Origin of the sequence: Paraconexibacter antarcticus, assembly GCF_024220175.1 — a bacterium.
Taxonomy (GTDB): Bacteria; Actinomycetota; Thermoleophilia; order Solirubrobacterales; family Solirubrobacteraceae; genus Paraconexibacter; species Paraconexibacter antarcticus.
On sequence record NZ_CP098502.1, the window covers coordinates 2,901,293 to 2,914,907 of the forward strand.

The following is a 13,615-nucleotide window of genomic DNA, read 5'->3' on the forward strand; positions in this document are numbered from 1 at the left end:
CTCGAGGGGCCGGCGCGCCGCGACGCCGACGTCGCGTCGCGGCGCGCGCAGCCGGTCAGGCGGCAGCGGGGGAGAGGCGCGAGGCGCCCGGCAGGGCACGGGCGTGGGTCACGGCGCGGGCGGCCATCAGCTGTGCGGGAACGGCGACGAACAGGATCGCGCCCTCGACGAACATGTTGGCGAGCCCGATCGGCTCGGTCCAGTTGCCGATGTCGCCCGAGGCGTTCGGGAGCCCGGTCGTGCGGTCGAGGATGAACCCGGCGAGGGCGCTGGCGACGAGGCCGATCGCGGCCGGCATGGCCAGGCGCGAACGCGTGAACAGCAGGGCGCCCGCGATGGCGATGCTGCTGAGGATGAGGCCCATGTACATCCAGAACAGGTACCGGGTCTCGGTGTACTTCCCGACGGAGTCGATCACGTGGATGAGGCCCACGCCGAGCAGGCCGACGGCGACCGTGGCGCGGGCGGCCATGTCGCGGACGGTGTCGGTCAGGTCCGGCGGTGTCTGGGTCGTGCTCGTCATCGGTGGTGTCCTGTCGGTCGAAGGGCGGCTGGGGTTGCCCCCCTTGTCCGGGCCTCCGGCCCATCGGGATCGCCGCCGACGGCAAAGCTTTGGCAAAACGTGCCGGCACGGCGCGGCCGGGGCCGACCGGGTTGCCGGCCCCGCCGCACTGCACCTCGTCGCCACGTCAGGCGTTCGGCATCGACACCCGCACGCCGTCGTCGGCCTGCTCCGGGCCCGACCCGTCGGGCCCGGGCGCCGCGACCGGCCCCCGCCGGGGGGCGGCGCCGGCGTCGCCCGGGTGGCCGGAGCCGCGGTACGGCCCGGGCTTGGGCCGGGGCTTGCCGCCGGGGAAGGCCAGGCGCAGGATCGTCCGCTGCACGGAGCCGAGCTGCTTGAGGAACGGCCCCGAGTTGTACGGCAGGTCGTAGCGCTCGCAGATGTCCTTCACGCGCGGGGCGATCTCGGCGTATCGCGTGGAGGGCATGTCCGGGTACAGGTGGTGCTCGACCTGGAAGCCGAGGTTGCCGCTGGCGACGTGGAAGAAGGGGGAGCCCTCGATGTTCGCCGACCCCAGCAGCTGCCGGACGTAGAACCCGCCGCGCTTCTCGTCGTCGGTCTCCTCCTGGCTGAAGGTGTACGTCTGGTCGGGGAAGTGCCCGCAGAAGATGATCGCGTAGGCCCACACGTTGCGGATGACGTTCGCGGTGGCGTTGGCCTTGAGGGTCGTGCGGAACGGCTCGCGGAACGAGCGGCGGTCGACGAGCTGGGCGAGGACCCCGTCGTCCTTGCCGTTCATCGGGTTGGCCTTGGCGAGCGTGCGAAGCAGGCGGCCCGTCGCCGTCCTGGGCTTGCGCTTCGCCGTGACGTTGCGCGAGGCGAGCGCGGCCTCGACGGCGGTCGCGACCAGACCGCTGACGAGCGGGAAGACGATGTAGTCCTTGGTGATCTGCAGACGGGCCTTGCCCAGCATGCCCTTGACCTCGCGCCGCACCTGCTCCTTGGACTTCTCGCCCTTGCGGATCGCCTCGAAGTCCAGATCGTGCGTCGCCACGCCCCACTCGAAGAGCGCGGCGAGCAGGAGGTTGTAGGCGGGCTGGAAGAGGTAGACCGGGTTCCAGGGCTGATGGGGGTCGATCCGCATGATCTCGTAGCCGAGGTCGTGGTCCTTCCCGCGGATGTTCGTGTACGTGTGGTGGACGTAGTTGTGGGAGTGCTTCCACGCCTCGGCCGTCGACGCGGAGTCCCAGTCCCACGTCGAGGAGTTGATCTGGGGATCGTTCATCCAGTCCCACTGGCCGTGCATGACGTTGTGGCCGATCTCCATGTTCTCCAGGATCTTGGCCGCGCCGAGCATCGACGTGCCCAGCAGCCACATGGGCCGGTAGCGGGAGGCGCACAGCACGATCCGGCTCCCGACGACCAGCCGCCGCTGCAGCGCGATCATGTTCGTGATGTAGGCGCGGTCGCGGGCGCCGAGATCGGCGTAGACCTCGTCGTGGATCGCGTCGAACTCCTTGCCGAGCTCGTCGATCTGCTCGTCCGTCAGCCGCGCGAGCGGGCTTTCGATCATCGTCGTGCTCATCGGGATCCTTGTCCTCTGGGGGTGGTCAACGGTGGCTCACAGCGCAATTTCGACGTGGCCCTCGGGGGCGTGGACGCAGGTGCGGATCATCTCGTCGTCCTGGCCGCGGACCTCGCCCGTGCGCAGGTCGCGGACCCGGCCGGAGCACAGGCGTCCCACGCAGGTGTGGCAGATGCCCATCCGGCAGCCGTAGGGGAGCGTGGCGCCGGCCTCCTCGCCGGCGGCCAGGATCGGCTGCGCGCCGTCGCTGCGCGCCTCGATCCCGCTCTTGGTGAAGGTGATGGTCCCGCCGTCGCCGTGCTCGGCATCCGCGTCGGCGAGGACGGGCTGGAAGCGCTCCATGTGCAGGCGCTCGCGGTCCCCGCCGTCGGCCTCCCAGTGCTCTAGGAGCGCGTCGAGCAGCTCGCGCGGCCCGCTGATGAAGGCTTCGCGCTCACGCCAGTCCGGGCACAGCGTGCCGAGGTCCGCCGGGGTCAGGCGGCCCATGTCCCGCGTGTGCTGCTCGTGCAGGCGCAGGCCGGGATGACGACGGGCCATGTCGCGCAGCTCGGCGCCGAAGATGACGTCGTCGGCGTGCCGGGCGGAGTGGAGCAGGACAACGTCCTGCATCGCGTCGCGGTGATCGAGCGCGCGGAGCATCGACATGATGGGCGTCACGCCGCTGCCGGCGCTCACGAAGAGCGAGCGGGCGGGCAGCGGGTCGGGCAGGACGAACGTGCCCTCCACGCCGCCGAGGCGGACGATGGCCCCGGGCCGCAGGTCGCGGACGAGGTAGGGGGAGACGACGCCCTCGTCGACGAGCTTCGGGGTGATGCTGATGCAGCCGTCGGGCCGGTCGGGGTCGGACGTCAGGGAGTAGGCGCGCCAGTGGTGGATGCCGTCCACCACGACGCCGATGCGCAGGTACTGACCCGGGGTGTGGCCCGGCCAGGTCCATCCCGGCTTGATGAGGATCGTCGCGGCGTCGGCGGTCTCGTGATCGACCCGCTCGACGCGCCCCCGCAGCTCCTGGGTGTTCCAGAGCGGGTTGATCATCTCCAAGTAGTCGTCCGGGAGCAGCGGCGTGAACATCGAGCGCACCGCGCGCAGCACGCGGCGCGGCGCAGCCGGGACTTCGGGACGGGCTCCGCGCTCAGCCATGTGCTCCTCTTCCCCGGTGAGAACGAGTGTCAACCATCCGTTCCATGCGATCTGACCGGATCGCTACCCTGGCCGGGTGAGTCCTCCCCGAGCGGCGGCGGCCCTGCGCCGCGAGCGTGAGCGCGACCTCGTGGCCGCCACCCGGGCCCTCTTCGACGAGCGCGGGATGCTGGACGCACCGATCGAGGAGATCGCCAGGGCCGTCGGCATCGCCCGCGGGCTCATCTACCGGCAGTTCTCCTCCAAGGAGGAGCTCTTCGTCCTCACCGTGACGAACTACCTGGACGAGCTCGAGGGCCTCCTCGGCGACGCACCCACCAGTTCGGAGGGGGCGCCTGCCGACGTGCTCGCGGCCCGCATCGAGATCTTCGCCCGCTTCTGCCTGCGCTACCCCGCCTTCCAGGACAACGTGCTCTCGCTCATGCACCGCCCGGCGAAGGCGCTGCACGACATCGTGTCCGAGGCCATCTGGCTGCGCCTCGGGCAGGGCATGGCGGCCTGCATCGACCCGCTCGCCCAGGCCCTGCGGGCCGGCGTCGACGACGGGACGTTCACCGCCGTCGACGATCCCGAGTACACGGCCAACATCCTGTGGACCCAGACGCTCGGCGCGATGCACCTCGCCCGCATCGCCGTGGGCGTCCGGCGGACCGGCGAAGGGGCCCCGGCGCTGTTCACCGTCGACCCCGCCGACGTCGTCGCGACCTGCGTCGCCAGCGCGCTGGCGTCGGCCGGAGTCTCCCTGCGGGTCCGCGAGTAGCTTGGGGGGACGCGGCGGTCCCGGCGCGTCTCGGGCGGCGGCAAGTCACCACGGACCGTGAGGTCGGGCCAGCGCTTCCGGTCGACGCCGTCGTGGCACCGCACCCGGTCGACCGCCGGGTTCACCCCGCGCCACTTCCCCGGCCGATGACCGTCGTCGAAGGAGGTAGCGAGGCCGCCCTAGTCGTTGGCATAGGGCGACCTCGCTACATGCTTCGACGCGGGGTTGCTCGAACTCTAGGCGGCGGGTCTGAAAGGAACCTGGCCGCCGGGACCGTGGCGGGGGGGTCGGTTAGCGGGGCCGCCGATGTCGTTGGCATCAGGCGACCCCGCACCCGAAATAACGCGCTCAGCTCCGCAGGGTTCCGGTCCGCGTGCAAGCGCGATCTGTCACTTGAGTCATCGTCCGGTCAGAACTCTACGTGAGCGGCAACTGCTTCGCATCAACGCAAAGCGGACGACGTGAATCCCATGGAACCCGACGGCGCTGAACGCGGGCTAAGCACACCGCATCCCGACCTACCGGCCACCGGGGCCCGGTTGCGGGTGATCGACTCGAAGACGGATGCGGGCGTGCGACGGGTGCCGCTGTTGCCGGTGCTGCGGTCCGATCTCATCACCCGGGAGCTGTCGACGCGGTTCACCGAGGTCGACGACCCGGTGTTCACGACGATCGCGGGCCGGAAGCTGTCGCGGGACAACATCCGCACGCGGCACCCCACGCAGCGGATTCCGACGCTGGCGCGGCGCCCGACGACCGGCCCCAGAACGACGAAATCCCCCATGAACAGGAGGTTTTCGGAGGTAGCTGGGGGGGGACTCGAACCCCCGACCTCACGATTATGAGTCGTGCGCTCTAACCAGCTGAGCTACCCAGCCCCGGGATCGGGCAGGATAGACCAGATGCCGTCGCGGGGCTCTTTCAAGGATCCCGGCCGCCGCGCCGATGTAGGCCCGGTGAGTGTCCCCAGCCCGACGCCCCCGCAGGCCGCCGCCGGACTCGAGCGCCTCGGAGACGTCGCGCAGACGCCGTCGGTCGGCAGCGCGCTGGCCGCGGCGCGGGAGCTGCTCGGGATGGCGCTGTCGTACGTCACCGAGCACTCCGCGACCGAGCAGGTGCTCCTGCACGTCGACGGGGACGCCGAGTCGTTCGGCGTCGGTGTCGGCTCGCGGTTCCCGCTCGACCAGACGTACTGCCAGCGCATCCTCGACGGCGCGCTGCCGCCGCTCATCCCGGACGTGGCGGCGGAGCCGATCGCGGCGGCGATGCCGGTGACCGCGGCCGCGGGGGTCGGCGCGTACGTCTCGGTCCCGATCCGCGGCGCCGGAGGCGTCCTCGCCGGGACGCTCTGCTGCGCGAGCCACCACGCCGAGCCGGACCTCGCCGAGCGGGACCTGCAGTTCCTCCACGTCCTCGCGCGGGTCATCGGCGACCAGATGGAGGCCGACCGGGCGTCGAGGGAACGTCAGCGGCTGCAGACCGAGAACGCTGGCGTCCGCGCGCTGCTGGCGGCGGTCGAGGCGCGCGACAGCTACACCGCGGCCCACTCGCGCTCGGTCGTCGATCTCGCGGGGGACGTCGCGCGGGAGCTCGGGTGCGACGATCGCGAGGCCCACGAGGTCGAGCTCGTCGCCCTCCTGCACGACATCGGCAAGCTCAGGATCCCCGACGCGATCCTCCGCCAGCCGGGCCCGCTCTCGGACGCGGAGTGGGACGTCATGCGCACGCACTCAGCGGCCGGCGCGGCGATCGTCGCGCAGATCCCGGAGCTCGCGGGCCTCACCGCGGCCATCCGCGCCGAGCACGAGCGCTGGGACGGCACCGGCTACCCCGACGGCCTGGCCGGGGACGCGATCCCCCTCGCCAGCCGTGTCACCCTCGTCTGCGACGCCTACCACGCGATGACGAGCGACCGGCCCTACCGCGCCGCGCTCGGCGAGGAGGCCGCCCGGGCCGAGGTCGCCGCCGGTGCCGGCACGCAGTTCTGCCCGACGGCCGCCGCCGCGCTGCTCGCCGTCCTCTCCCGCCGCTGACGCATCGCCGCTCGCGCCCGCGTGCGCCCGCGTCTGCTTGCCGGCCGTGGCCGGACCCGCCGGTGCGCGAAGATGCGCGCGATGGCTGCCCCGACGACCCTGCTCGCGATCCCGAACGTCTCCGAGGGCCGGGACGACACCGTCATCGACGCGATCGGCGCCGCCTACCTCGCGGGCGGCGCGGGCGCCGTCCACCTGCTCGACACGCACCGCGACCCCGATCACCACCGGGCCGTCCACACGCTCGCCGGCCCGCCCGGGACCCTCGCGACGGCCCTCGCCGCCGGGGCGGCCGCCGCGATCGAGCGCCTCGACGTGCGGGACCACCCGGGCGCGCACCCGCACGTCGGCGCGCTCGACGTCGCGCCGCTCGTCCACCTCGACGCCGCCCGCCGCGGCGCCGCCTGCGCGGAGGCGCTCGTCGCCGCCGAGCTCCTCGGCGCGCTCGGGCTGCCCGTCCTCCTCTACGGCGCCCTCGCCGGCGGTCGCCGGCGGGCGGAGCTGCGTCGCGGCGGGCCGGCCGGCCTCGCGGCACGCCTGGAGTCCGGTGAGCTGCGCGCCGACTTCGGCCCGCAGCGCCTGCACCCGACGGCCGGGGCGGTCCTCGTCGGCGCCCGCCCACCGCTCGTCGCCTTCAACGTCGAGCTCGCCGCGCCCGCGACGGTCGTCGACGCCCGGCGCATCGCCGCGCTCATCCGCGAGGGCGGTGAGGAGGGCCTTCCGGGCCTGCGGGCGATCGGGCTGGAGCTCCCGGCCCGCGGCGGCGTGGCGCAGGTGTCGATGAACGTCGAGGACCATCTCGCCCTCCCGCTGGCCGCGGTCGTGGCGGCCGTCGGCCGCCACGCGCGGGTGTCCGAGGCGGAGCTCGTCGGGCTCGCGCCCGCCGCCGCCTTCGACGGCTTCCCGGCCGACGTCCGCGTCCGGCATCGCCGCACCGTGGCCGAGGCGCTCGAGGCCGTAGGCTTGTAGCTGTCCATGGCCCAGACCAAGCGCAAGCGCAAGACGAAGCACCGCGGCAACGCCGCCGGCATGATCGAGACGCGCGGCCGCACCGGCCGCCCGCTCTCCGCCGCCGAGAAGAGCGCCGACGCCAAGGCGAAGGTGAAGGCGGCGCGCCTGGACCGCCTGAACCAGCCGCCGACGTGGCGCAGCTCGGCGAACCGGGCCGCGATCGCGACGCTCATCTTCGCCGCGCTCGCCGCGACGCTGCTGCACCAGTCGATCGGAGGCGCGCTCGCCATCAGCGCCGTCGTCTTCGTCATGTACATCCCGATCGGCTACTACACGGACATGTTCCTCTACCGCAGCCGGCAGAAGAAGGCCGCAGGGAAGGCGAAGGACTGATGCGCGTCGGGATGTACACCGTCGGGCCGGTGCAGGAGAACTGCTTCCTCGTCGCCGCGGACACGGGCGACAAGGCCGTCATCATCGACCCGGGCGAGGAGGCGCCGCGCCTGCTCGCCGAGATCGAGTCGAGCGGGGTCACCCTCGAGGCGATCCTCCTGACGCACACGCACTTCGACCACCTCGGCGCCGTGGCCCCCGTCGCCCGCGCGACCGGCGCGCCCGTCTACTGCCCGGAGCTCGAGCAGCACGTCCTCGCGAACGTCATGGACTACGTGCCGTTCGCCGGCTTCGGCCCCTTCGAGAGCTACGACGCCGACGTCCTCGTGAAGGGCGGCGAGCAGCTCCACCTCGCAGGCCTCGACATCGAGGTGACGTTCACGCCCGGCCACAGCCCCGGGCACGTCACCTACGCGATGACCCAGCCCGGCGACGGCCCGGACGTGGCACCCGCGCTCTTCAGCGGCGATGTCCTCTTCCAGCAGTCCGTCGGCCGGACCGACCTGCCGGGCGGCAGCCACGAGGTCCTCCTGCAGTCGATCGCGATGCTCCTCGAGCGCTACCCCGACGACAGCGTCGTGCACCCGGGGCACATGGGCCTCACGACGCTCGGCCGCGAGCGCGCGAGCAACCCGTTCCTCACGTCGCTCACCACGTGAGCACCGGGAAGCTGCAGGCCGCGCGGGGCACGCAGGACGTCCTGCCCGCGCAGGCGCCGGAGCGCCTCGCGCTCGAACGGGTCGCCCGCCGCGTCCTCGAGGGCGCGGGCTACGAGCGCATCGAGACGCCGACCTTCGAGGCGACCGACCTCTTCTCGCGCGGCGTGGGGACGTCGACGGACATCGTCCAGAAGGAGATGTTCACCTTCCGCGACCGCGGCGACCGCTCGCTGACGCTGCGGCCGGAGGGGACCGCGCCGGTCATGCGCGCCTACCTCGAGCACGGGATGCACAAGCTCCCGCAGCCGGTGAAGCTCTGGTACTGGGAGTCGTTCTTCCGCGACGAGCGGATGCAGGCCGGGCGCTACAAGCAGTTCTGGCAGGTCGGCGCCGAGGCGATCGGCGCGTCGGGCCCGTCCGTCGACGCCGAGCTCATCACGCTCCTGCACGCGATCCTCTCCGAGGTCGGGGTGGGGGACCTGAAGGTCCGCCTCGGCTCCCTCGGCACCGCGCAGACCCGCGCCGCCTACCGCGAGCGGCTCGTCGCCTACCTGCGCACCCACGAGGAGCGGCTGAGCGCGGAGGTCCGCGAGCGGATCGACCTGAACCCGCTGCGCGCCTTCGACGCCGACGACGCCGGGACGCGCGAGGTCATGGCCGGCGCGCCGCTGCTGCTCGACGAGCTCGACGCCGGGGACGCCGAGCACTTCGCCGCCGTCCGCGCCCGGCTCGACGCCGCCGACGTCCCGTACGTCATCGATCCGACGCTCGTCCGCGGGCTCGACTACTACACCCGCACGGTCTTCGAGGTCGAGAGCGGCGCGCTCGCGGCGGCGCAGGCGGCCGTCGGCGGCGGCGGGCGCTACGACGGCCTCGCCGAGCAGCTCGGCGGGCCCGCGACCCCGGGCATCGGCTGGGCGGCGGGCATCGAGCGGATCCTCATCGCCGCCGAGCCGTCGCTGCACCCGGTCGCGATCTGCGACCTCTACGTCGCCGGCGAGGGCCTGACCGCGTTCGCCCTGGCGGCCCAGGCGCGCAAGGCCGGCCTCGCCGTGCAGCAGGAGCTCGCCGGGCGCTCCGCGAAGGGCGCGCTGAAGCAGGCCGCGCGGCTGAGGGCGACCTGCGTCGCGCTCGTCGACGAGACGGCGGGCACGATCGAGTTGCGGGACACCGAGTCGGGCGAGCAGACGGTGGCGACGGACGCCGCCCAGGTCATCGCCCGCGCACTGAAGGGACGTCACCCGGGATGAGCGCGGAGGGCGGAGCCGGCACGGCCCGCGGTCCACACATCCGGGCGGCGCTACGAAAGGTCAAGACGTGAGCACGAAGATGCAGCAGGTCGCCAGCGCGAACGCCTACCGCGACACGTGGTGCGGTGACCTCGACGCGTCGCGCAGCGGCAGCACCGCCCGGGTCAGCGGCTGGGTGAACAACCGGCGCGACCACGGCGGCCTCATCTTCATCGACCTGCGCGACCGCTCCGGCCTCGTGCAGCTCGTCTTCCACCCGGACTCCAGCGGCGAGGCGTTCGCGGCCGCCGAGCGCCTGCGCACGGAGCACGTCGTCTCCGCCGTCGGGACGGTCGTCGACCGCGACCCCGCGCAGGTCAACCCGAACCTCGCCACCGGCGCGATCGAGCTGTCCGTCACGGCGATGGACGTCCTCGCCGAGTCCGAGACCCCGCCGTTCCCGGTGAACGAGGACAGCGCGGTCGACGAGACCCTCCGCCTGACGCACCGTGCGCTCGACCTGCGCCGGGACGGCATGCAGCAGACGATGGCGCTGCGCCACCGGATCGTGAAGACGATGCGCGACGTCCTCGACCGCCAGGACTTCCTCGAGGTCGAGACGCCGATCCTCACGCGCTCCACCCCCGAGGGCGCCCGCGACTTCCTCGTCCCCTCGCGCCTGCAGCCGGGGTCCTGGTACGCGCTGCCGCAGTCCCCGCAGCTGTTCAAGCAGCTGCTCATGATGGCCGGGTACGAGCGCTACTTCCAGATCGCGCGCTGCTTCCGCGACGAGGACCTGCGCGGCTTCCGCCAGCCCGAGTTCACCCAGCTCGACCTCGAGATGTCGTTCGTCGAGGAGGAGGACGTCATCGCCGTCATGGAGGAGGTCATGAGCGAGGTCTTCGCCGCGGCCGACTTCCGCGTGCCGCCGACGCCGTGGCCGCGGATGGCGTACGCCGAGGCGATGCTGACCTACGGCAACGACAAGCCCGACACGCGCTTCGGCCTGCACATCGGCGACGTCACCGAGGCGCTGCGCGGCTCGGGATTCGGGATCTTCGAGAAGACGATCACCGGCGGCGGCGTCGTGCGCGCCTTCAACGCCGGCCCGCGGCAGATGTCCCGCAAGGACCTCGACGGCCTCAACGAGGTCGTCCAGCGGCACGGCGCCAAGGCGACCGCCCCGATCGTCGTCGGGCCGAACGCGGACGACCCCGAGCGCGGGTGGGTCGGCAACCTCGCGAAGTTCTTCTCGCCGGAGCAGATCGGGGCGGTCAACACCGCGCTCGACGCGTCCGAGGGTGACCTGCTGCTCTTCGTCGCCGACGCCGAGCCGGTGACCGCGGCGGCGCTCAGCGCGCTGCGCTTGGAGATCGCGGGGCGGTTCGACCTCATCCCCGAGGGTGTCCACCACCCGCTGTGGATCGTCGAGTGGCCGATGTTCGAGCCGACCGGGGACGGCGGCTTCACCGCGATCCACCACCCGTTCACGGCACCGTCGGGATCGTTCGACGACCTGGCGAGCGTCGGCTCGCGCGCCTACGACCTCGTCCTCGACGGGACCGAGATCGGCGGCGGCTCGATCCGGATCCACACCCCCGAGGTCCAGCAGCAGGTGTTCGACGCGATCGGCCTCGACGCGGAGGAGGCGGAGGCGCGCTTCGGCTTCCTCCTCGACGCGCTGAAGTACGGCGCGCCGCCGCACGGCGGCATCGCCATGGGCATCGACCGGATCGTCGCGATCCTGGCCGGCAAGGAGTCGATCCGCGACGTCATCGCCTTCCCGAAGACGGCGTCCGGCGGTGACCCGCTCACCGGTGCGCCCGCGCCGGTCGACGAGCAGCAGCTCCGTGAGCTCGGCGTGAAGTCGCTCGTCCCGCCGCCCGTCTAGGGCCGGCCGTCCATGAGAACGGCCTTCGGCGCTCAAGTCCGAGCGCCGACTGGCCGACTCAACCCCTGTGGAACAGCTTTCCCTTCCGTACCGGATCGCGCTCGTCGCGATCGTCTTGCTCGCACCGCTCTATCTCCTGGTGCTGAAGCCGAAGGACAACTCCTCCGCTCCCCCTGCGGCCACGCCCGCCGCGGTGGCTCGGGCCACCCCGGCGACGACGACGCCGGGCACGTCCTCCGGCCCGACCGCCCCGGGTCTGAAGGGTCTCTCGAGGGCCGTCAGCAAGGCGAAGGACGCGGCCGCGACGTCGGCGAGCTCCGCGAACGCGACCGACGCGGCCGCGAAGGCCGCCACGGGGTCCGCCGCGTCCGACGGCGGCGCCGCCGCGGGCACGACGAGCACGCCCGCCGCCGCGACCGCTGCCGCTCCGCCGGCCGCGACGTCGGCCGCCGCCGGCACGCCCGCGGCCGCCACGCCGGCCACCCCGAAGCTCGCGATCGGCGGCGACCCGTCGGCCCCGATCCTCGCCGGGCTCGACCGCGGCCGCACCGAGGTCGTCCTCTTCGCGTCGCGCACCGCGACCGACGACAAGGCCGTCCGCCGCGCCGTGAAGGGCGTCGACCGCCGCGGCGGCAAGGTCGAGGTTCGCGTCGTGTCGATCGCGAAGGTCGGCGACTACGAGGCCATCACCCGCGGCGTCCACGTCGTGCAGGCCCCGACCGTCCTCGTCATCGGCCGTGACAAGGCGGCGCACACGATCGTCGGGTTCACGACCGTCGCGGAGCTGAACCAGCTCGTCGGCGACGTCCGCCGGAGCGGCTGAGCCCGGCCGAGCGGCCGGTCTGACCGCGTCGCCGCCGCCTACACTCGGGCGGTGGCCGACGAGCGCTTCGAGGACCACCTCACCTACCCGCGTGGCCGCGGGGTCGTCCCCGACGGCGCCTGTTCGGGCGCCGCGGGGGGCGCCGCCTGCGGTGACCTCGTCACCATCGCGCTGACCGTCGCGGGGGACCGCGTGACGGCGGCGGGCTTCGAGGCGTCCGGGTGCGGCGCCGTCATCGCCGCCGGGTCGGCGGTCGTCGAGCTCGTGTCCGGCGCCCCGGTGCTCGACGCCGCGCGTGTCGGGTCGCGGGAGGTCGCGGCCGCGCTCGGCGGCCTCAGCGTCGGCAAGCTCCACGCCGCCGACCTCGCGTCCGACGCGCTGCACCGCGCGCTCGGGGCGGCGGTGCGGGCGGGGGCGGCGGTCCCGGCGCCGGCGGGGGCGGAGCGCACCCTCGTCGCCATGAGCGGCGGGGTGGACAGCGCCGTCGCCGCGCTGCTCGCCGCCGAGGGCGGGGCGGAGGTCGTGACCGTCACGCTCGAGCTGTGGGCGGACGAGGATCACGACGGGTCCAAGAGCTGCTGCTCCGCGGACGCCGTGCGCGGCGCCCGGTCCGTCGCCCACCGCATGGGCCTGCCGCACCTCACCCTCGACCTGCGGGCCGAGTTCCGCGCGGGCGTCGTCGACCCGTGGCTCGGCGCCCACGCGGCGGGGCTCACGCCGAACCCGTGCGTGCGCTGCAACGGCCACGTCCGCCTCGACGCGATGCTCGACTACGCCGACCGTCTCGGCGCCGCGACGCTGACGACCGGCCACTACGCCCGCAAGGCACAGGACGGGCTGCTCCGCGTCGCCGCCGACGTCGACAAGGACCAGAGCTACATGCTCGCCCGCCTGGACCCGGGGTCGATCGCGCGGCTGCGCTTCCCGCTCGGCGAGCTGACGAAGCCGGCGGTCCGCACGCTCGCGGCCGACGCCGAGCTGCCCGTCGCGCAGAAACCTGACTCGCAGGACCTCTGCTTCCTCGCCGGGACGGGCCGCGAGGCCTTCCTCGCCCGTCACGGCGGGCTGGGTGAGCGCCCGGGGGACATCGTCGACCGGGCCGGGGCCGTCCTCGGGCGTCACCGCGGCGCGCACGCCTACACCGTCGGCCAGCGGCGTGGCGTCGTCACGACCGGCGGCACCGGCGAGCCGCTCTACGTCCTCGGGACGGACGTCCGCGCCAATACCGTCACGGTCGGGCCGCGCGAGGCGCTCGCGGTCCGGAGCCTGCCCGTCGAGGACGTCGTCGTCCACGGCGCGCCCGCGCGGATCCGCGCCGCCCGCCTGCGGTCCCACGCCGCCCCGGTCGCGGCCTCGCTCAGCGCGGACGGGGGAGAGCTGCTGCTCGGCGACGCCTTCGCCGGCGTCGCCCCCGGCCAGCTCGCGGTCCTCATGGACGGCGACACCGTCGCCGGCCACGCGACGATCTCGCGCCGCTGACGCCGGCCGCGGCCTCATCGGAAGCTGAACGAAGGTTCACGGTGCCGTGAGCCCCCGGAACCTTCATTCACCTTCGCGACGGAAGCTGAATGAAGCTTCACGGTGCTGTGGGCACCCGGAACCTGCATTCACCTTCGCGCGGCGGCCGCGCCGGGGGCCGGATCGGCGTT

Annotated in this window: 13 protein-coding genes and 1 tRNA gene; 9 read left to right on the forward strand and 5 right to left on the reverse strand. The window is 73.3% G+C overall.

From position 1 onward, the window contains the following. Positions 1-55: 55 nt before the first annotated feature. The 3 genes from NBH00_RS14220 to NBH00_RS14230 form a co-directional block, all read right to left on the reverse strand. Positions 56-523: a hypothetical protein gene (locus NBH00_RS14220; protein ID WP_254569255.1), complete on the reverse strand. Its 468-nt coding sequence runs from the start codon at positions 521-523 to the stop codon at positions 56-58. Between the two features lie 166 nt (positions 524-689). Continuing rightward, a complete protein-coding gene (locus NBH00_RS14225) occupies positions 690-2,087 on the reverse strand; it encodes a fatty acid desaturase family protein (RefSeq protein ID WP_254569256.1) in 1,398 nt (465 codons plus the stop codon). Between the two features lie 36 nt (positions 2,088-2,123). After that, positions 2,124-3,227, reverse strand: coding sequence for a ferredoxin reductase (locus NBH00_RS14230; RefSeq protein ID WP_254569257.1), 1,104 nt, complete (start codon positions 3,225-3,227; stop codon positions 2,124-2,126). Positions 3,228-3,303: 76 nt separating this feature from the next. On the opposite strand from NBH00_RS14230, the gene NBH00_RS14235 reads away from it, so the two are divergent. Further along, on the forward strand, positions 3,304-3,987 hold the full coding sequence (locus NBH00_RS14235; RefSeq protein WP_254569258.1) for a TetR/AcrR family transcriptional regulator: 684 nt from the start codon (positions 3,304-3,306) through the stop codon (positions 3,985-3,987). A gap of 442 nt (positions 3,988-4,429) precedes the next feature. Here NBH00_RS14235 and NBH00_RS14240 read toward each other — a convergent pair whose 3' ends face one another. Together NBH00_RS14240 and NBH00_RS14245 are read right to left on the reverse strand one after the other, a co-directional pair. Further along, on the reverse strand, positions 4,430-4,771 hold the full coding sequence (locus tag NBH00_RS14240) for a hypothetical protein (protein ID WP_254569259.1): 342 nt from the start codon (positions 4,769-4,771) through the stop codon (positions 4,430-4,432). 20 nt (positions 4,772-4,791) lie between these two features. Next, positions 4,792-4,865 (reverse strand) — tRNA-Met (locus NBH00_RS14245). 78 nt (positions 4,866-4,943) lie between these two features. On the opposite strand from NBH00_RS14245, the gene NBH00_RS14250 reads away from it, so the two are divergent. The 8 genes from NBH00_RS14250 (at position 4,944) to mnmA (ending at position 13,445) form a co-directional block, all read left to right on the forward strand. Beyond that, on the forward strand, positions 4,944-6,020 hold the full coding sequence (locus NBH00_RS14250; protein ID WP_254569260.1) for a GAF and HD-GYP domain-containing protein: 1,077 nt from the start codon (positions 4,944-4,946) through the stop codon (positions 6,018-6,020). An 81-nt stretch (positions 6,021-6,101) separates the two neighbouring features. After that, a complete protein-coding gene (locus NBH00_RS14255; protein WP_254569261.1) occupies positions 6,102-6,989 on the forward strand; it encodes a hypothetical protein in 888 nt (295 codons plus the stop codon). Positions 6,990-6,995: 6 nt separating this feature from the next. Beyond that, on the forward strand, positions 6,996-7,364 hold the full coding sequence (locus NBH00_RS14260; RefSeq protein WP_254569262.1) for a hypothetical protein: 369 nt from the start codon (positions 6,996-6,998) through the stop codon (positions 7,362-7,364). Further along, the gene (locus NBH00_RS14265) at positions 7,364-8,023 is read left to right on the forward strand and encodes an MBL fold metallo-hydrolase (protein ID WP_254569263.1); all 660 of its coding nucleotides are present in this window, start codon (positions 7,364-7,366) and stop codon (positions 8,021-8,023) included. The genes NBH00_RS14260 and NBH00_RS14265 overlap by 1 nt, the downstream gene beginning before the upstream one ends. Beyond that, the gene (gene hisS / locus NBH00_RS14270) at positions 8,020-9,273 is read left to right on the forward strand and encodes a histidine--tRNA ligase (RefSeq protein ID WP_254569264.1); all 1,254 of its coding nucleotides are present in this window, start codon (positions 8,020-8,022) and stop codon (positions 9,271-9,273) included. The genes NBH00_RS14265 and hisS overlap by 4 nt, the downstream gene beginning before the upstream one ends. A gap of 79 nt (positions 9,274-9,352) precedes the next feature. Beyond that, a complete protein-coding gene (gene aspS, locus NBH00_RS14275) occupies positions 9,353-11,143 on the forward strand; it encodes an aspartate--tRNA ligase (protein WP_367401333.1) in 1,791 nt (596 codons plus the stop codon). A 67-nt stretch (positions 11,144-11,210) separates the two neighbouring features. Next, the gene (locus NBH00_RS14280; protein ID WP_254569266.1) at positions 11,211-11,966 is read left to right on the forward strand and encodes a hypothetical protein; all 756 of its coding nucleotides are present in this window, start codon (positions 11,211-11,213) and stop codon (positions 11,964-11,966) included. A gap of 51 nt (positions 11,967-12,017) precedes the next feature. Next, the gene (gene mnmA / locus NBH00_RS14285) at positions 12,018-13,445 is read left to right on the forward strand and encodes a tRNA 2-thiouridine(34) synthase MnmA (RefSeq protein WP_254569267.1); all 1,428 of its coding nucleotides are present in this window, start codon (positions 12,018-12,020) and stop codon (positions 13,443-13,445) included. Positions 13,446-13,615 lie beyond the last annotated feature (170 nt).

Bases quoted from the DNA above. Each gene is read 5' to 3' on its own strand.
- NBH00_RS14230 (WP_254569257.1), bottom strand. From the start codon at position 3,227: ATGGCTGAGCGCGGAGCCCGTCCCGAAGTCCCGGCTGCGCCGCGCCGC.
- NBH00_RS14240 (WP_254569259.1), bottom strand. From the start codon at position 4,771: ATGGGGGATTTCGTCGTTCTGGGGCCGGTCGTCGGGCGCCGCGCCAGC.
- NBH00_RS14220 (WP_254569255.1), bottom strand. From the start codon at position 523: ATGACGAGCACGACCCAGACACCGCCGGACCTGACCGACACCGTCCGC.
- NBH00_RS14225 (WP_254569256.1), bottom strand. From the start codon at position 2,087: ATGAGCACGACGATGATCGAAAGCCCGCTCGCGCGGCTGACGGACGAG.
- NBH00_RS14255 (WP_254569261.1), top strand. From the start codon at position 6,102: ATGGCTGCCCCGACGACCCTGCTCGCGATCCCGAACGTCTCCGAGGGC.
- NBH00_RS14265 (WP_254569263.1), top strand. From the start codon at position 7,364: ATGCGCGTCGGGATGTACACCGTCGGGCCGGTGCAGGAGAACTGCTTC.
- aspS (WP_367401333.1), top strand. From the start codon at position 9,353: ATGCAGCAGGTCGCCAGCGCGAACGCCTACCGCGACACGTGGTGCGGT.
- NBH00_RS14260 (WP_254569262.1), top strand. From the start codon at position 6,996: ATGGCCCAGACCAAGCGCAAGCGCAAGACGAAGCACCGCGGCAACGCC.